This is a genomic window from Kocuria sp. APC 4018, assembly GCF_030407675.1.
GTDB classification, from domain to species: Bacteria; Actinomycetota; Actinomycetes; order Actinomycetales; family Micrococcaceae; genus Kocuria; species Kocuria rhizophila.
In genome coordinates, this window is the sequence record NZ_JASDCY010000027.1 from 17,249 (window position 1) to 34,492 (window position 17,244).

12 protein-coding genes and 1 tRNA gene are annotated in these 17,244 nt (G+C 72.1%); 7 read left to right on the forward strand and 6 right to left on the reverse strand.

Annotated elements, in window-relative coordinates:
• Positions 1-73: 73 nt before the first annotated feature.
• Positions 74-1,048: an NAD(+) diphosphatase gene (gene nudC / locus QL985_RS06705; RefSeq protein WP_019309444.1), complete on the forward strand. Its 975-nt coding sequence runs from the start codon at positions 74-76 to the stop codon at positions 1,046-1,048.
• Positions 1,042-2,847: an ATP-dependent helicase gene (locus QL985_RS06710; protein ID WP_059281832.1), complete on the forward strand. Its 1,806-nt coding sequence runs from the start codon at positions 1,042-1,044 to the stop codon at positions 2,845-2,847. Before nudC ends, QL985_RS06710 begins: the two co-directional genes overlap by 7 nt.
• Positions 2,848-2,964: 117 nt before the next feature.
• Here the strand turns inward: QL985_RS06710 and QL985_RS06715 are convergent, their stop codons facing one another.
• Positions 2,965-5,256: an alpha/beta fold hydrolase gene (locus tag QL985_RS06715; protein ID WP_135009874.1), complete on the reverse strand. Its 2,292-nt coding sequence runs from the start codon at positions 5,254-5,256 to the stop codon at positions 2,965-2,967.
• A 261-nt stretch (positions 5,257-5,517) separates the two neighbouring features.
• Here QL985_RS06715 and QL985_RS06720 point away from each other — a divergent pair, with 261 nt between their 5' ends.
• A complete protein-coding gene (locus tag QL985_RS06720; protein ID WP_124109272.1) occupies positions 5,518-6,525 on the forward strand; it encodes a LacI family DNA-binding transcriptional regulator in 1,008 nt (335 codons plus the stop codon).
• A gap of 172 nt (positions 6,526-6,697) precedes the next feature.
• On the opposite strand, the gene QL985_RS06725 is transcribed toward QL985_RS06720, so the two are convergent.
• On the reverse strand, positions 6,698-7,429 hold the full coding sequence (locus QL985_RS06725; protein WP_144802255.1) for a hypothetical protein: 732 nt from the start codon (positions 7,427-7,429) through the stop codon (positions 6,698-6,700).
• 282 nt (positions 7,430-7,711) lie between these two features.
• Here QL985_RS06725 and QL985_RS06730 point away from each other — a divergent pair, with 282 nt between their 5' ends.
• Positions 7,712-8,290, forward strand: a complete 579-nt coding sequence (locus QL985_RS06730; RefSeq protein ID WP_259905724.1) for a M48 family metallopeptidase — start codon at positions 7,712-7,714, stop codon at positions 8,288-8,290.
• A gap of 47 nt (positions 8,291-8,337) precedes the next feature.
• Here QL985_RS06730 and QL985_RS06735 read toward each other — a convergent pair whose 3' ends face one another.
• Positions 8,338-9,816 (reverse strand): zinc-dependent metalloprotease, encoded by a 1,479-nt coding sequence (locus tag QL985_RS06735; RefSeq protein WP_259905723.1) that lies wholly within the window; start codon positions 9,814-9,816, stop codon positions 8,338-8,340.
• Positions 9,817-9,914: 98 nt separating this feature from the next.
• Between QL985_RS06735 and QL985_RS06740 the strand changes: the two genes are divergently transcribed.
• The 3 genes from QL985_RS06740 (at position 9,915) to QL985_RS06750 (ending at position 14,364) form a co-directional block, all read left to right on the forward strand.
• Positions 9,915-11,111, forward strand: a complete 1,197-nt coding sequence (locus QL985_RS06740) for a S16 family serine protease (protein WP_259905722.1) — start codon at positions 9,915-9,917, stop codon at positions 11,109-11,111.
• 104 nt (positions 11,112-11,215) lie between these two features.
• Positions 11,216-14,182 carry a UPF0182 family protein gene (locus QL985_RS06745; protein WP_290147685.1) on the forward strand — a complete coding sequence of 989 codons (2,967 nt, stop codon included), beginning with the start codon at positions 11,216-11,218 and terminating at the stop codon, positions 14,180-14,182.
• Positions 14,183-14,287: 105 nt separating this feature from the next.
• Positions 14,288-14,364, forward strand: a tRNA-Met gene (locus tag QL985_RS06750).
• A gap of 142 nt (positions 14,365-14,506) precedes the next feature.
• Here the strand turns inward: QL985_RS06750 and QL985_RS06755 are convergent.
• The 3 genes from QL985_RS06755 to QL985_RS06765 form a co-directional block, all read right to left on the reverse strand.
• Positions 14,507-14,935: a hypothetical protein gene (locus QL985_RS06755; RefSeq protein WP_121566504.1), complete on the reverse strand. Its 429-nt coding sequence runs from the start codon at positions 14,933-14,935 to the stop codon at positions 14,507-14,509.
• A 149-nt stretch (positions 14,936-15,084) separates the two neighbouring features.
• Positions 15,085-16,704 carry a DUF853 domain-containing protein gene (locus QL985_RS06760; protein ID WP_259906402.1) on the reverse strand — a complete coding sequence of 540 codons (1,620 nt, stop codon included), beginning with the start codon at positions 16,702-16,704 and terminating at the stop codon, positions 15,085-15,087.
• A 2-nt stretch (positions 16,705-16,706) separates the two neighbouring features.
• Positions 16,707-17,244, reverse strand: a 538-nt coding sequence (locus QL985_RS06765; RefSeq protein ID WP_290147686.1) for a PspA/IM30 family protein, incomplete at its 5' end; no start/stop codon positions are given.

Consider the following 17,244-nt stretch of genomic DNA (forward strand, 5'->3'; position numbering starts at 1 on the left):
ACCGCCCGAGCCCTCGGCGGGGGCTGTCCACACGGCCCGTGTGGGTGTCCGGGGCCGGGTCTACAGTGGTGCGGTGATCTCATCCCAGGACCCTGCCACCCCGCCCGCGCCGCCGCTCGGCCCCGATGACCTGCCCTTCGCCGGCCGGCCGTTCGACCGTGATGCGGTGGAGCGCGAGCACCGGGACCTCGTGGCCGCGGCAGAGGAGTCGGGCTCCGCACGGGTCCTGGTGCTCCGGGGGTCCCACGTGCCCACGACGCCGGACGGGCCGTTCCTGCCGCTGCTCACCGAGGTGCCGGCCACCACCGGGGACCCGGCGCGGCCGGACGTGTACCTGGGCCGCACCGCGGACGGGACCCGGGTGGTTCTGCGGACCTTCCCGGAGGACGCCCAGCTGCCCGGGTTCGGGGCTGTGGCCTGGCAGGGGCTGCGCAGCCTGGCCACCACCGTGGCCCCGGAGCTGACGGCGCTGCTGGTCACGGGCCAGGCCATCGCCCTGTGGCACCGCGACCACCCCCGGTGCCCCCGGTGCGGTGCGCTCACGGAGGTGGTGCGCTCGGGCTGGGCCCGCCGCTGCCCCGAGGACGACTCCCTGCACTTCCCCCGCACGGATCCCGCGATCATCGTGGCCGTGGTGGACGACCACCCGGACCCCGCTCAGCAGCGGATCCTGCTGGGACGCTCGTCCCTGTGGAGCGGCAACAGGTACTCCACGTTCGCCGGTTTCGTGGAACCCGGCGAGTCCGCGGAACAGGCCGTGGTGCGGGAGGTGGGTGAGGAGGCCGGGGTCGTCGTGGACACCGTGCAGTACCAGGGCTCGCAGCCGTGGCCGTTCCCCCGTTCGCTCATGCTGGGCTACCGCGCGGTGGCCCACACCGCGCGGGTGCACGCGGACGGCGAGGAGATCCTGGACGTGCAGTGGTTCACCCGCGAGCAGCTGCTCCACGCGGCCCGCCGGGGTGATGTCATTCTGCCGAGCCGGGTGTCCATCGCCCACGCGCTGATCGCCAGCTGGCTGGGCCAGGAGCTGCCGGAGACCGCGTGGTGAGCGCGGACGCGGTGGGGGAGCAGACCGCGGAGGAGCGGATCCTCGGGGGACTGGACCCCGAGCAGCGGGTGGTGGCCACCACGCTGCGCGGCCCGGTGTGCGTGCGGGCCGGTGCGGGCACCGGCAAGACCCGGGCCATCACCCACCGCATCGCGTGGGGGATCGCCTCGGGGGTCTACACCCCGCAGAAGACGCTCGCGCTGACCTTCACCGCGCGTGCCGCCAACGAGATGCGCCAGCGGCTTCGCGCGCTCGGTGCCCCCGGCGTGCAGGCGCGGACCTTCCACTCCGCAGCTCTGCGCCAGCTGCAGTACTTCTGGCCGCAGGCCGTGGGCGGGCCCCCGCCCGGGCTGGTGAACCACAAGGCGCGGCTGATCACGGAGGCCGGCCAGGCCATGCGCCTGTCCACGGACCGGGCCACGGTCCGGGACGTGGCCGCCGAGATCGAGTGGGCCAAGGTGTCCATGCTCACCCCGGACACCTACGTCCAGGCCGCGGAGAAGCGTGACATGCCCGCGGGCTGGGACGCGCGCACCATGCAGCGTCTCTACCAGTCCTACGAGGACCTCAAGGCGGACCGGCACCTGATCGACTTCGAGGACGTCCTGCTCATCACCGTGGGCATCCTCGAGGAGGACGAGCGGATCGCCGCGGCGGTCCACGCCCAGTACCGGCACTTCGTGGTGGACGAGTACCAGGACGTCTCGCCTCTGCAGCAGCGGCTGCTGGACGCGTGGCTCGGCTCGCGGGACGATCTCTGCGTGGTCGGGGACGCCTCCCAGACCATCTACTCCTTCACGGGCGCCACGTCCCGCCACCTGCTGGACTTCCCCGCGCGCTACCCGGGGGCCTCGGTGGTCGAGCTGATCCGCGACTACCGCTCCACCCCGCAGGTGGTGAACACCGCCAACCGGCTGCTGGCGGCGCGCCGCCCCTCCCTCGGCTCCACCCCGGACACGTGGGCCACCCCGTTGCGCCTGGTCTCGCAGCGGCCCGCGGGCCCGGAGCCCGCCTGGAACGAGTACCCGGACGACGAGGCCGAGGCCGCGGGCGTGGCCGTGCGCATCCAGGACCTGATCGACGACGGTGTTGCCCCGCACGAGATCGCCGTCCTGTTCCGCACCAACGGACAGTCGCAGGCCTTCGAGGCCGCGCTCGCCGACGCGAACATCGGCTTCCAGCTCCGTGGCTCGGAGCGGTTCTTCAACCGGCCGGAAATCCGCCAGGCCATCGTGCAGATCCGCTCCGCCGCGCGCACGGCGGGCGCGGACCGCGCGGACGTGCCCCGGCAGGTGCGCGACATGCTCGGCTCCCTGGGCTACACCGAGCGGGCCCCGCGCTCCGACAGCGCCACCCGCGCCAAGTGGGAGTCCCTGCGCGCGCTCGTCTCCCTCGCGGACACCATGGCCCGCCGCGCGGCGGAGGACGGCGAGACGCTCTCGCTCGCGGGGTTCGCCCAGGAGATCGAGCGCCGCGCCGCCACCCAGGAGGCGCCGGTGGTGGACGGCGTCACCCTGGCGTCCCTGCACTCGGCCAAGGGCCTGGAGTGGGACGCCGTGTTCCTGGTGGGGCTGTACGAGGGGCTCATGCCCATCTCCTTCGCGGACACCCCGGACGCCATGGACGAGGAGCGCCGCCTGCTCTACGTGGGGATCACCCGCGCGCGGGAGCACCTCGTGTTCTCGTGGTCGCTCTCGCGCACGCCGGGCGGGCGCCCCAACCGCTCGCGCTCGCGGTTCCTCGACGCCGTCCTGCCACCGGAGCCGCGCACCCCTGCACGACGCCGCGGCGGCCGCTGAGCGGGTCGGCCGCCTTCCGGCGTCGCTGGCTCGTCCGGCCCCGTTGCGCCTCCCGACGCGTCCTGCGGTCGAGGTGCGCCCGGTGACCGTGGGCCGGGACCAGGCCGGGCGGCGTCGTCAGCTGCGGTCCACTTGGGCCCAGAAGTCGGAGGCCAGGGCGGCGAACTCGTCCGCCCGCTCGATCATGGGCCCGTGACCCGTGTTCCGGAAGCGGTGGGTGCGGGCCCCGAGGGCCTTCGCCCCACGGGCGAGGTGACGGAAGGGCAGGACCGTGTCCTTGTCGCCCCACACGATGAACACCGGCAGTCCCGTGGCACGCACACGAGGCACCAGGGCCGCGCGCCACCCGCTCCTGACCCCCGCGGGCGTGCCCACGGAGCGCAGCATCTCGAGCATGGCCTCGGAGCCCCCGGGCCGCTGCGAGAGCCGGTGGTTGTGCGCCACCCGTTCGGGGGTCGCGAAGCGCGGGTCGTGGTACATGGCCCGTTCGGAGCGCAGGGCACCCTTGCGGCTGGGCGCGAGGGCCCGCTCGCCCACTCCGGGGATGCTCGCGAGCCGCAGGGCGGGACTCACGCCGCGGCCAAAGCCCGCCGAGTCGACCAGCAGGAGGCTGCGGACGAGGTCGGGGCGGTCCGCGGTGAGCTGCATGGCCACCGCCCCTCCCAGCGAGTTGCCGACCACGTGCGCCGGTGCGATCCCGAGGGTCTCCACGAGTCCGGCCACCCGGGCGGCCAGGTGCTCCAGCCGCATCCCCTCGGGCGGGACCTCGGAGCCGCCGAAGCCCGGGAGGTCCACGCTCACCACGCGGTGCCCGGCGCTCAGCAGCTCGTGCTGCTCGTCCCAGTCCTTCAGGCTGCGGCCGATGCCGTGGATCAGGAGCACGGGGGTTCCCGCGCCGGTGTCCCGGTACTGCAGCCCGTTCCAGTGCTGCAGGTCGGTCTGCTCGCCGTCCGCGGCGGGGGCGAACGTGAACTCCAGCTGGTCGTCCCGCTCGGTGCCGGGGCGGAACAGGACCTTGTCCCGCAGGTAGTTCTGCCGCACGTTCCAGGCGCCGTCGGCACCTTGGCGGGGGAGCAGGTGCGCGCCGCGCTGGATGTACCCCGAGGCGAGGTCGATGAGCGGTCGCAGCCCGGTCCGGGGCCCCGAGTACCGGGGCGTCACGGCCACTGCGCCCGCGCGGTCCATGCGGTCCAGCACGCGGTGGAAGTACTCGGTCACGAGGTCCACGCGCAGCGTCCACGAGGAGTTGGTGTAGCCGATCGCAAAGGCCATGTTGGGCACTGCGTCCAGCATCATGCCCCGGTAGCTCACGTGCTGGGCCGGATCCACGGTCTCGCCGTCCACCACGAGCTCCGTGTTCCCCAGGAACTGCACGTTGAGTCCCGTGGCGGTGACGACCACGTCCGCGTCCAGGTGGCGCCCGGACGCCAGCTGGATCCCGTCCGGTGTGAAGCGCTCGATGGTGTCCGTCACGACCTCCGCGTCCTCCCCGCGCACGGCGCGGAAGAAGTCCCCGTCCGGTGCGGCGCACAGCCGCTGGTCCCACGGGTCGTACTCCGGCGTGAAGTGCTCGTCCACCGGGAAGGTGGGGCCCAGGTGCTTCACCGCACCGCGGTGCAGCAGCTCGCGCATGGCCTGCGGGCGGCGTCGGCTGAACTCGTAGACCGCCATGCCGCGGGCGATGTTGCGCCAGCGGTTGGCCGCCCCGGCCAGGCGGGGGGGCAGGCGGCGGCGCAGCCTGATGCCCGCCTCGTCCCGGCCCGGCACCGAGGCCACGTAGGAGGGGGAGCGCTGGAGCATGCTCACCCGGGCACCGCGGTCCACGAGCGAGGGGACCAGGGTGATGGCCGTGGCGCCGCTGCCGATGACCACCACGCGCTTGCCCGCCACGTCCAGGTCCTCGGGCCAGTGCTGCGGGTGGACGACCGTGCCCCGGAACTCGGGGAGGGTGGGCCAGTCCGGTGTGAAGCCCTCGTCGTAGCGGTAGTAGCCGGTGGCCATGAACAGCCACCGCCCGCGTAGCCGGGAGACCCCGCCCGTGTGGACGTCCTCGTGCGTCACGGTCCAGGTGTGGGTGTCGGAGGACCACTCGGCCCGCCGCGCACGCTGACCGAACCGGATGTCCTCCAGGACGCCGGCCTCCTCGGCGGCGGCTCGGACGTACTCCAGGATGGTGTCTCCCGTGGCCAGGCTGCGCTCGCCGGTCCACGGGCGGCTGCGGTAGCCGAAGGTGGCCATGTCCGAGTCGGAGCGGATGCCGGGGTAGCGGAAGAGGTCCCAGGTCCCGCCGATGTCGTCCCGTGCCTCCAGGACGGCCACGGTGCGGCCCGTCCCGGCCAGTTCCCGCGCGGCCCCGATGCCGGAGATCCCCGCGCCGACGATGATGACGTCGACCTCGTGCGTGCTCATGCCGTCCTCCAACTGCGTGTGCTGTGGTGTGCGACGACGCCGCGGCGCGTGGGCCCCGCCCCGCGGCTCCGGGGAGGCCTCGTCGAGCACCGGCCGGTGACCCGCTCCCGCCCGCCGGGCCGGAGCCTCACGGTGGGTACTAACGCGCGTTAGTGTCGTGGACGTCGAGTGTAACAGCTCACATCCCCGGCCTGGCAGGGCCGGTGCCAACCGGCCGGCCACTAGCATGTGGGCATCGACACCCACGGAGAGCACATCAGCATGGACGGCGGCAGCACCCCCGTACGGCGGGCCACGAGCGCGGACGTGGCGCGTCTCGCCGGGGTCTCGCGGACCACCGTGAGCTTCGTGCTCAACGACACTCCAGCGCAGTCCATCTCCGCCGAGACCCGGCGTCGCGTCCTCGACGCCGCCCACAGCCTCTTCTACGCACCGTCCGCGGAGGCCCGCGCACTGAGCAGCGGGCGCTCCACGTCCGTGCTCCTGTACCTGCCACCTGCGGGTTCCCTGTCCGAGGACATCGGGGACATCATCGAGCGGCTGTCCGTGCTGTTCGAGGAAGCGGGCCTGTCCATGGTGATCCACGCGTGGACCCGCCGCCCCGCCACGCACGTGTGGTCCTCCGTGACCCCGGCGGCCGTGCTCGCGTGGGACCTCGCGGACGACGACGCGCAGCGGATGCGCCGCAACGGCGTCCGCGGGGTGGTCTCCTGGACCGGTTCGGACAGCATGGGCCGGTGGATCACGGGACCGCGCGAGGAGGACATCGCCCGGGTCCAGGTCGGTCGCCTCAGGGCCGCCGGCCACGAGCACCTGGGGTACGCGGTGACCGGCGGGAACCACATGCACGGTGTCTCCCAGTGGCGCTACGCCGTGCTGCGCCGCGAGTGCGAGGCCCAGGGGCTGCCCGAACCGCGGCTTCTCCCCGTTCCGGCCGATCCCCGGGACGCCGCCGAGGTCCTGCGGGCCTGGCGGGCCGAGGATCCCGGGGCCTCCGGGGTGTGCGCGCACGACACCACCGCCGCGCTCGCCGTCCTGGCCGGGATGCGCGCGCTGGGCTGGTCCGCGCCCCGGGACCTGGGGATCGTGGGGGTCAACGACTCCCCGGCCGCCGCCCTCGCGGATCCGCCGCTCACCATGGTGGCCCTCGACGCGGACGTCACGGCCCGGCACATCGTGGCCGTGATCACCGCGCTGGTCCGGGGGGAGCCGGAGCCTCCCGCACCACCCACGGGCGGGGCGTCGATCGTGGACCGCGAGTCGGTCTGACAACGTCCGCGGACACGGGCGGGTGCGACGCTCCGGGCCGGCCGGCGGCCTGCGACTCAGTCGCCTGTGGGCGCGTGGGGACGTGGCGCTCGGGTGGGGGTGTTGCGGCCGTGCGCCCCGCGGTGGTCTGAGCCACTGCTGAACGCGTGCGGACCGGCACGGCGGAGTGGTCTCAGCCGCCCGTGAACGCGAGGGCGCACAGGCACCCGGGGTCGGGCGCCAGACGGGTCCGAGCGAGGCCTCTGCGGAGCACGAGGGCGTCCGACGGGTGGCCCTCGTGGCCGTCGGCCGCCAGGGAGGGTGCGGCCGCGGCGTCGTCCTCGAGGGCCAGACCGAGCAGCTGCCCGGCGACCTCGCCGGCCACCACGGTGCGCGTGATCGCCGCCAGGGCCGAGCTCGCCCCCGGCGGGACCGGATCCGCACCCTCGGATGTGGCGCGACGGACCACCCGCCGTGACTCGCGGGCCGCCGCCACCAGGCACCCGCGGCACGGGCGGTGGGCCCAGTCCGTGGCCGGCCACGTCACGGCGCTCGCGCCGTCCGTCACGAGGTGCAGGGACGTCAGGGCGCCGTCGAGAGGGGGATCCTCCGGCTCCACGAGGTCGGTCACGAGGTCACCGCTCACGGCGCCCGCGCGCAGCACGACGGCGGCGGGGACAGCTGCGGAGGGGAAGAGCTCCGGTGCGCTGAGCGGCACGCAGCGGGCGGCACGGCGACGCAGCTCCCGGCGCAGCACCAGCTCGCGTGGCTGCCCCTCCGACTCTGCGGGATACGGACCGTGGCGGATGTCCGCGACGGACACGGGTGCGGGGTCGTGAATGTTGAGCAGGCACACGCCCGCCTCCGCGAGCCGGAGGCACACGGCAGCTGCCAGGGGGTCCAGACCGGAGACGAAGACGTGCACTTCGTCGACAGCCGGAGGGGAGCAGAGCTCCGGCGGGTGCTCACGTCCTGCCGGCCGCGGGACAGTGGTGGGGGACCCGGAAGCGCCCCGCACGCGGAGCGCAGGCGCGCGCCCCGGCCCGGGGGGAGCGCTCGGTGCTGCGGCCGGGACGACGGTCTGAACGGGTGGACGGGTCATCCTCCCAGGGTGCGCGTGGCGGCCGCCGTCCGCCGGGCGGTGCACGGAATCCACAGCGCGGGTGCCGGTTCGCCCGCCGCGGGACCACAGTGGTGAACTGGGAGCATGCCCCGACCACGAGCCAGAGCGAGTCAGCCCCCTGAGGACCTGCCGGAGATCATCGTGCAGCGCAGCAGTCGACGCACCAAGACCGTGAACGCGCACTTCAGCGGGGAGGCCGTGGTCCTCGCCGTGCCCCAACGGGCCACCCGCGCCCAGATCGCGCACTGGAGCGCGACGCTGGTGCCCCGCGTGGTGGCCAAGCGCCGGGCGGCGGAGGCGGCCGCACGCACCCGGCACTCGGACGAGGCGCTCGCCCAGATGGCCGAGCGGCTGTCCCGCACCCACCTGGAGGGCCGCGCCCGGCCCACGAGCATCACGTGGTCCACACGTCAGCACACCCGCTGGGGATCGGCGACCCCGAGCACCGGGAGCATCCGGATCTCGAGCCGCCTCGCGGACGCGCCCGAGTGGGTCCTGGAGACGGTGGTGCTCCACGAACTCGTGCACCTCCTCGAGGCGCACCACAACGACCGCTTCTGGGAGATGGCCCGGCGGCACCCCCGAGCGCACGACGCCGCCCAGTTCCTGGACGGCGTCGCGTGGGCGGAGCATCACCCGGCAGAGGATCCCGACCGGGGGTGAGGCGCCCGGTGGGCGGGCCCCGTGAGGTCAGGACCTCGTGACCGGGATCAGTGGTCCTTGGGCGTGGTGTTGGGATCGTCCTGGTCGTCGTCACCCGCGTGGCCGGCGTTCCCGTCCGTGTCCGGATTCCGGGAGGTTCCCTGCGGATCGTCGTCGCCCTGGGCGGGGGAGTCCGTGCCGGGTTCCTGGCCGGCCTCGTAGCCGCCGGCCAGCAGCTTCTCGAGCGCGGCGTCCATCTCCTCGTCGCTGGCGGTGAGCAGGCCGCGGCGCTCCTCGAAGCCCTGGGGGTCGTCGAGGTCCTCGTTGGTGGGCAGCAGCTCGGGGGACTCCCAGAGGCTGTCCCGTTCAGTGATCCCGCGCTGCTCGGCCACGTAGTCCCAGAACGTGGCGGCCTCGCGCATCCGGCGGGGGCGCAGCTCGAGGCCCACCAGGGAGCCGAAGGTGCGCTCGGCGGGCCCGCCCTCCGCGCGGCGTCGGGCCATCATCTCGGTGAGCGCCGGGGCGGACGGGATGTTCACGGTGGAGGCCACCGTGACCCTGTTGACCCAGCCCTCCACGAGGGCGAGCACCGTCTCCAGCCGGGCGAGCGTGGCCTCCTGCTGCGGGGTCATCTCGGGGCTGAACACCCCGGAGGCGAGCGCGTCCTGGACGCCGGAGGGGTCGGTGGGGTCCAGGTCCCTGGCGATGGACTCGATGCGCTCCATGTCGATGTGGATATCGGAGGCGAACGCCGTGATGAGGTCCAGCACGTGCTGGCGCAGCCACGGGACGCCGTGGAACAGGCGGGCGTGCGCCGCCTCACGGATGGCCAGGTAGAGCAGGACGTCCGAGGCGGGCAGGTCCAGCCCCTCGCTGAACTCGGCGATGTTGGAGGGGACCAGAGCGGTGCGCCTGGCCGCGAGCGGGATGCCCACGTCCGAGGAGGAGAGCACCTCGCAGGACAGCCCGCCCACGGCCTGCCCCAGCTGCATGCCGAACATCATGGACCCGGCCCCGGAGAGCATCCCGGACAGGTCCGCCCCGCCCATGGCCTGGGAGAGCTCGGGCGGCAGCTGCTGGGTGAGCGCTTCGGACATGGCCTGGGAGACGGAGGCGGCCACGGGTGCGGACATCTCCTTCCATGTCTCCCACGTGGCCTCGATCCACTCGGCGCGCGCCCACGCGGCGGGCATCACGGGGGCCTCGTCGAACGCGGTGTTGTCCTGGAGCCACAGGTCCGCGAGCTTCATGGCGTCGCTCACGGCGCCCTTCTGCCTCTCGGTCACGGAGGGGTCGCCCTTCTGGGAAGCCACCTGCCGTGCGTGCTGGTTGGCCAGGTCCCAGTTCACGGGCTCGTCGGAGGACGAGGAGCTCATCATGGACTGGATCTGCTGGAACATCATGGACATGGTCTGCGGGTCCACGGGCATCCCGGCCGGCATGTCGCCGGGCTTCATGGCCCCGGACCCCAGCAGACGCTCGAACATCTCCTGGAACGGGTCCTTGGGGTTCTCGCCGTTCTCGTCGTTCGGAGGATTCGAGGGCATGGGACCGCCAATCGTCGTGAAGAGGGAGTGCTGGAACTGTCCTTCAGGATATCGGGCGGCCCCTGGGGCCCACCATCCCGCAGACCCACAGTTCGCTGATGGCTCAGGTTCCCGCGCCCGGGGCACGACGACGCCCGGGCGCGGCGGCGTCGTCGTGGCGGGTCACGGGACGGGTACGCTGGGCCCTCGTGAAGCGCACGCAGAGCACCGGGAAGACCACGGCCGGAACCACGGCGGCCCGGGGGCGGCCACGCCGGTGGTCCCTGCCCACGGTCTCGCTCGTGGCCACCTCCGCGCTGCTCGTCGCGGGGGTCGTGCTGCCCGCGCCGTACGTGATCGAGGCCGCCGGGCCCACCTTCAACACCGTGGGTGCGCACCAGGACAAGCAGCTCGTGGAGATCCAGGGCGCCCCCACGTATCCCAGCGACGGCCAGCTGGACCTCACCACCGTGTACGTCAAAGGTGGGCCGTCCGGGCGGATCAACTCGATCAACGCCCTGCTCGGGTGGCTGGACCCCTCCGACGCCGTGATCCCCGAGGACACCCTGTACCCGCCCGAGACCACGGGCCAGGAGGTGGACGACTCCAACGCCGCGGCGATGGCCTCGTCCCAGGACGAGTCGGTCGCGGCCGCCCTGGACCACCTGGGCACCCCGTACACCACCACGCTCAGCGTCCACGCCGTGGTCGAGGGCGGGCCCGCGGCGGGCAGGCTCCGGGCGGGGGACGAGCTGGTCTCCGTGGACGGCAGCCCGGTGACCTCCCTGGAGCAGCTGCGCTCGCACCTGGACGAGGCGGGCTCCAAGGGGGCGGACGTCACCGTGCGCCGGGACGGCGCCACCACCACGGAGCACGTGGACCTCACCCGGGGCGAGGACGGCACGAGCTGGCAGCTCGGCGTGTACCTCGTCCCGAGCTACGACTTCCCCGTGGACGTGGACTTCCAGCTGGAGCAGGTGGGCGGGCCCAGCGCGGGCATGATGTTCGCCCTCGGGATCATCGAGGAGCTGACCCCGGGATCCATGGCGGGGGACCAGCACATCGCAGGGACCGGCACCATCACCGCGGACGGCGCCGTGGGACCCATCGGCGGGATCCGCCAGAAGCTCGAAGGAGCGGCCGACTCCGGAGCCTCGTACTTCCTGGCACCCACCGAGAACTGCTCCGAGGTCACGGGGCACGTCCCGGAGGGACTCACGGTGGTCGAGGTCGCCACGCTCGGCGAGGCGGTGAACGCGGTGGAGCAGGCGGCGGCGGGCAACGTCTCCGGGCTCCCCAGCTGCGGAACGCGGTGACACCCCGGCCTTGAAATGTCCGCCCGCGGGGTCCACGACACCATAAGGTTGACTGTGATCATCCTCAGGTGATCGTCCGCGCCCAGGGAATTCAGAGGTAAGCAGTGACCGCCGGATCAACGTCTCCCCGCCCGTCCGAGAGGTCCGCAGCGGGCCGCCCCAAGCGCGGGGCGCTGCTGCCCACCGTGATCGCGGTGGTGGTCCTCATCGCGCTGTTCGTGGCCGCCACCCAGGTCTACACCAACGTGCTGTGGTTCGAGCAGCTCGGGTACCTGAAGGTGTTCGTCACCCAGAACCTCGCCGCCATCGGCCTGTTCGTGGTCTCCGCCCTGGTCGTGGCGGGTCTCATGTTCCTCAGCCTGTGGCTCGCGCACCGTCACCGGCCCCGGGGCGGTGAGGTCACGGACACCATGCGCAAGTACCAGCAGGCCCTGGACCCGGTGCGCAAGGTCGTGATGATCGCGGTGCACGTGATCTTCGGCCTCTTCGCGGCTTCCACGGTGGCCACGCAGTGGCAGACCGTCCTGCTGTTCTTCAACCAGGAGCCCTTCGGCCAGACCGATCCCGAGTTCGACCTGGACCTCGCGTTCTACGTGTTCACGCTGCCGTTCCTGCGGCTGCTCATCGGGTTCCTGGTCACTGCGCTGCTGCTCGCGGGCGTGGCTGGTCTGCTGATGCACTACGTCTACGGTGGCATCCGCATCCACGAGCGCGGGATCAGCACCACGCGTGCCGCCCGCGTGCACCTGGGCTCGATCGTCGCGGCGTTCCTCGCCCTGCAGGCGGTGAACTTCTGGCTGGACCGCTACTCCACCCTGATCTCCGGCTCCGGGAAGTGGACCGGCGCCCTCTACACGGACGTCAACGCCGTGATCCCCACCAAGGGCATCCTGGCCGTGGCCGCGCTGCTCGTGGCCATCCTCTTCGTGGTGGCCGGGATCATCGGCCGCTGGAAGCTTCCCCTGATCGGTCTGGCCATGCTGGTGGTCGTGGCCGTGGTGGCCGGTGGCCTGTACCCGTGGGCCATCCAGCGCTTCCAGGTGACCCCCACCGAGCAGGCGCTCGAGAACGAGTACATCCAGCGCAACATCGACATGACCCGCCAGGCCTACGGCCTGGACCAGACCGAGGTCACCCCGTACGACGCCACCACCCAGACGGAGAAGGGCGCCCTGCGCCAGGACACGGAGACCACGTCCAACATCCGTCTGCTGGACCCCAACGTGGTCTCGCCCGCGTTCGCCCAGCTGCAGCAGTTCCGCCCGTACTACCAGTTCCCGGAGATGCTCGCGGTGGACCGGTACAAGATCGAGGGACAGATGCAGGACACCGTGATCGCCCCGCGTGAGCTGAACCCGGACCAGATCCAGGGCTGGTACAACCAGTCCGTGGTCTACACCCACGGCTACGGCGTGGTGGCCGCGTACGGCTCCCGCGTGCAGGAGGACGGCAAGCCGCAGTTCATGCAGTCCGGCATCCCGTCCAAGGGCGAGATCTCCGACGACTACGAGCCCCGCATCTACTTCGGCGAGAACTCCCCGAACTACTCCATCGTGGGCGGCTCCCCGGAGGACGAGCCCCTCGAGCTGGACCGCCCCCAGACCAACGAGGGCGACGCCGCGGACGCGAAGACCACCTTCACCGGGGACGGTGGGCCCAACGTGGGCAACTGGTTCAACAAGCTGGCCTACTCGATCAAGTTCCAGTCCACGGACATGCTGCTCTCGGACGCGGTGCGCCCCGAGTCGCAGATCCTCTACGACCGAAACCCCCGTGAGCGCGTGGAGAAGGTCGCACCGTACCTCACCGTGGACGGCAAGCCCTACCCGGCGATCGTGGACAACAAGGTCGTGTGGATCGTGGACGCCTACACCACCGCCGCGTCCTACCCGTACTCCTCGCCCTCCGTGCTCCAGGAGGCCACGCAGGACACGCAGACGGCGCAGGGCACGGCCGCAGCACTTCCCAACGAGCGCGTGAACTACATCCGCAACTCGGTCAAGGCCACGGTCAACGCGTACGACGGTTCCGTGGACCTCTACGCGTGGGACGACAAGGACCCTGTCCTGAAGGCGTGGCAGAAGGTCTTCCCGGAGACCGTGAGGCCCTACTCGGAGATGTCCGCGGACCTCATGGCCCACGTGCGCTACCCCGAGGACATGTTCAAGGTCCAGCGCGAGCTGCTCAACCGCTACCACGTGACGGACGCGAACAGCTTCTACGCGAGCGACGACGTGTGGTCCGTGCCGAACGATCCCACCCAGCAGAACCAGGACGTCCCGCAGCCGCCGTACTACCTCTCCATGCGCATGCCGGGGGAGAAGGAGGCGAACTTCTCGCTCACGTCCTCCTTCATCCCGCAGCAGAACGAGACGGGCAACACCCGCAACGTGATGTACGGCTACCTCTCCGCGAACGCGGACGCCGGCACGGGCAAGGACGGTCAGAAGAGCGACGAGTACGGCAAGCTCCGGCTGCTGGAGCTGCCGCGCTCCTCCGTGGTGCCGGGCCCGGGCCAGGCGCAGAACCAGTTCAACTCGGACACGGACGTGTCCCAGGAGCTGAACCTGCTGCGCCAGGGCGCGTCCGAGGTCATCAACGGCAACCTGCTGACCCTCCCGGCGGGCGGGGGCATGCTCTACGTCCAGCCGGTCTACGTGCAGTCCTCGGGCGACGCCGCGTACCCCACGCTGCGCCGCGTGCTCGTGGGCTTCGGCGAGCAGGTCGGCTTCGCTCCCACGCTCGACGGTGCCCTGGACGAGGTCTTCGGGGGCAACTCCGGTGCCACCACGGACACCGGCGCCGGTGTGAGCGAGAAGGCGGCGGAGGCCGCCCAGGGCGGTGGCGGGGCCGGGAAGAAGGACGACTCCTCGTCGCCGAGCCCCTCGCCGTCCGGCACCCCGGCGCCGCGCTCCTCCTCCCTCCAGGAGGCGCTGGACTCGGCGAACAAGGCCATGCAGGACTCGGACCAGGCCATGAAGGACGGGGACTGGGCCAAGTACGGCGAGGCCCAGGACCGGCTGCAGCGGGCCATCGAGGACGCCATGGCACAGGACGGCGCCACGCAGTAGCACGGCCGGCACCGTACGCGAGGGGCGGCCCCCGGGGAGCAGTTCCCGGGGGCCGCCCCTTAATTTGCACGACCCCCACGCCCTGCGTATAGTTGTGGATGTCGCCGCGGGGTGGAGCAGTTCGGTAGCTCGCTGGGCTCATAACCCAGAGGTCGCAAGTTCAAATCTTGCCCCCGCAACCACGAAGAAACCCGGTTCCGCGAGGAGCCGGGTTTCTTGCTGTCCGGGCATCGTCGTGTGCCCGGGTGGCACGCCGGACTGCGTGTCCGGCGCCGTGGCCGCCGCGGCGCTCCGCGCGGGCACGGCAGCCACCCGGCGGGGCGTTCAGAGGTCGCGACGGTGGCCGACGAGGCGCGCGGGGTTTCCCGCCCAGATCTCGTTCTCCCCGGTGGAGTTCATGAGCACGGAGTTGGCGCCCACGATCGTGCCGTTGCCGATGCGGGTGACTCCGGCGCCTCCGAGCACCACGCAGCCGGGGAACAGCACCACGTCGTCCCCCACGTGTAACCACTCGAACGGGGAGTCCTCGCGGGACACGTGGGCGTCCTTGCGGCCCACCGTCACGTTCTGGTAGATCCGGACCCGCTCGCCGAGGGTGACCTCGGGGTAGACCACGCTGCCCATGCCGTAGTGCACGAGCCGCAGGTCCTTGCCGCCCTGCACCCCCGCGGGGATGGAGATGTTCAGGGGAAGCAGCGCCAGACGCGCCCAGCGGTGCTTGCGAAGTGACACGAGTTTTTCAGGAAGTCCCATGTCAGACCACAGTAATCGAGTGCGGGACACCTCCGTCCGCCGTGACGGACGGAGCGTCCGGCTCCCGCGAGTCACGGCCCGCGTACGACGACGCCGCCGTGCCCCGGGTGGGGCGCCGGCGGCGTCGTGGGTGGGGGCGGGGCAGACCGTCAGCGGCGGCGCCGGGAGGTGCCGAAGAGGGAACGCGTGATCTCCCGGCCCAGGGTGGTCCCCGCCGAGCGCATCATCGAGCGCACGGCGGGGTTGTCCATCACGGAGCCCAGGAAGCCGCCCTCGTCCTGGCGGGTGCGCCGCTGGCCCTCCTCCTGCCGACGCCGCTCGTCCGGCTCCTCGTCGCGGCGCTCCCGGGGCTCGTCCGGGTGCTCCACCGAGTGGTCCTCAGCCGCGCCCGCGTGGCCCTGCGGCCCGTCGAGACGTGCTCGCAGCAGCTCGTAGGCGGACTCACGGTCCACCGGCTGGCCGTAGGTCCCCATGAGGGGCGAGGCGCTCACGGCCGCCTCGACCTCCGCCACCGGGGCGGGCTTCATGAGGGACTGCGGGGCCCGCATCCGGGTCCACGCCACCGGGGTCGGGGCACCGCTCTCGGACAGCACCGTGACCACCGCCTCACCCGTGGCGAGCTGGGTGAGCAGCTGCTCGAGGTCGTACTCGCTGCGGGGGTAGGTGCGGGCGGCGGCCTTCAGGGCCTTGGCGTCGTCGGGAGTGAACGCGCGCAGGGCGTGCTGCATGCGGTTGCCCAGCTGCGCCAGGACGTCCGTGGGGATGTCCTTGGGGGACTGGGTCACGAAGAAGATGCCCACGCCCTTGGAGCGGATCAGCCGCACGGTCTGCTCGATGGAGTCCAGGAACTCCTTGGAGGCGTCCTCGAAGAGCAGGTGCGCCTCGTCGAAGAAGAACACGAGGTTCGGCTTCTCGGCGTCCCCCACCTCCGGGAGGTCCTGGAAGAGGTCCGCGAGCAGCCACATCAGGAACGTGGAGAACACCCGCGGCTGCTGCTGCACCGCGGCCAGTTCGAGGCACGAGACGACGCCCCGGCCGTCCTCGGTGGTGCGCAGCAGCTCGGCGGTGTCGAACTCGGGCTCACCGAAGAAGACGTCCGCCCCCTCGTTCGCGAACGTGGTGAGCTCGCGCAGGATCACCCCTGCGGTCTGCTTGGAGAGCCCGCCGATGCCCGCGAGCTCCTCCTTGCCCTCCGGGGAGGTCAGGTGAACCATCACCTCGCGCAGGTCCTTGAGGTCCAGCAGGGCGAGCCCGTTCGAGTCGGCGTAGTGGAACACCAGGCCCAGGGAGGACTCCTGCGTGGCGTTGAGCCCCAGCACCTTGGCCAGCAGAGTGGGCCCGAAGGAGGTCACCGTGGCGCGCACCGGCACACCGGGTCCCTGACCGCCCAGGCTGTAGAACTCCGTGGGGCTCGCGGTGGGAGTCCACGCCTGGCCCACGGACTGTGCGCGCTCGGCCACCTTGGGGTTGTCCTCGCCGGGCTGGGAGATCCCGCTGAGATCACCCTTGACGTCCGTGAGGAAGACGGGAACTCCCTGGGCGCTGAGCTGCTCGGCGAGCGCCTGCAGGGTCTTGGTCTTGCCGGTACCGGTGGCCCCGGCCACCAGTCCGTGGCGGTTGAGGGTGGCCAGCGGGACCCGCACCGGGGCGTCCGCGTGCGCACCGGACTCGTCCAGTGCCGCCCCGAGGTCGAGGCACGGTGCCTCCCACGCGTAGCCGGAGCGGACGGCCTCGAGCTGCTTCTGCGCCCCCGTGGGGTTCTCGGCCATTCTCAGACCTCCTCCGCGGAGACGATGTTCTCGCCGTTGGCGGGGGAGCCGCCGTTCTTGAGGGCGGCCAGCCGGGCCTCGATCTCCGTCTGCTGGCCCATGGACTCGAGGGCCTCGAACTGGCGGTCCAGGGAGGAGTCCGCGAGCTCCTGCTGACCGGCCACGCGGGCCTCCTCGCGGCGGATCTTGTCCTCGAAGCGGGAGACCTCGCTCGTGGGGTCCATCACGTCGAAGGACTTCAGCGCGTCCTGCACCTGCGACTGCGCCTGGACGGTCTTCTGCCGGGCGGCGAGCTCGTCCCGCTTGGCGGAGAGCTCCTGCAGCTTCCCGCGCATGGTGTTCAGCCCGTCCTTGAGCTTGGCGACCGTCTCGGTCTGCGCCGCGATCTGGGGCTCGGCGCCGCGGGCCTCGTTCTCGGACTGGATCTGACGCTGGATCGCCACCTTGGCGAGGTCGTCGAACTTCTGCGCCTCACCGGCCTTGCCGGCCGCGCGGAACTCGTCCGCCTTGTTGGACGCGGCGAGCGCCTTGGCGCCCCAC

Bases quoted from the DNA above. Each gene is read 5' to 3' on its own strand.
- QL985_RS06715 (WP_135009874.1), bottom strand. From the start codon at position 5,256: ATGAGCACGCACGAGGTCGACGTCATCATCGTCGGCGCGGGGATCTCC.
- QL985_RS06760 (WP_259906402.1), bottom strand. From the start codon at position 16,704: ATGGCCGAGAACCCCACGGGGGCGCAGAAGCAGCTCGAGGCCGTCCGC.
- QL985_RS06740 (WP_259905722.1), top strand. From the start codon at position 9,915: ATGGCTCAGGTTCCCGCGCCCGGGGCACGACGACGCCCGGGCGCGGCG.
- QL985_RS06720 (WP_124109272.1), top strand. From the start codon at position 5,518: ATGGACGGCGGCAGCACCCCCGTACGGCGGGCCACGAGCGCGGACGTG.
- QL985_RS06755 (WP_121566504.1), bottom strand. From the start codon at position 14,935: ATGGGACTTCCTGAAAAACTCGTGTCACTTCGCAAGCACCGCTGGGCG.
- QL985_RS06735 (WP_259905723.1), bottom strand. From the start codon at position 9,816: ATGCCCTCGAATCCTCCGAACGACGAGAACGGCGAGAACCCCAAGGAC.
- QL985_RS06730 (WP_259905724.1), top strand. From the start codon at position 7,712: ATGCCCCGACCACGAGCCAGAGCGAGTCAGCCCCCTGAGGACCTGCCG.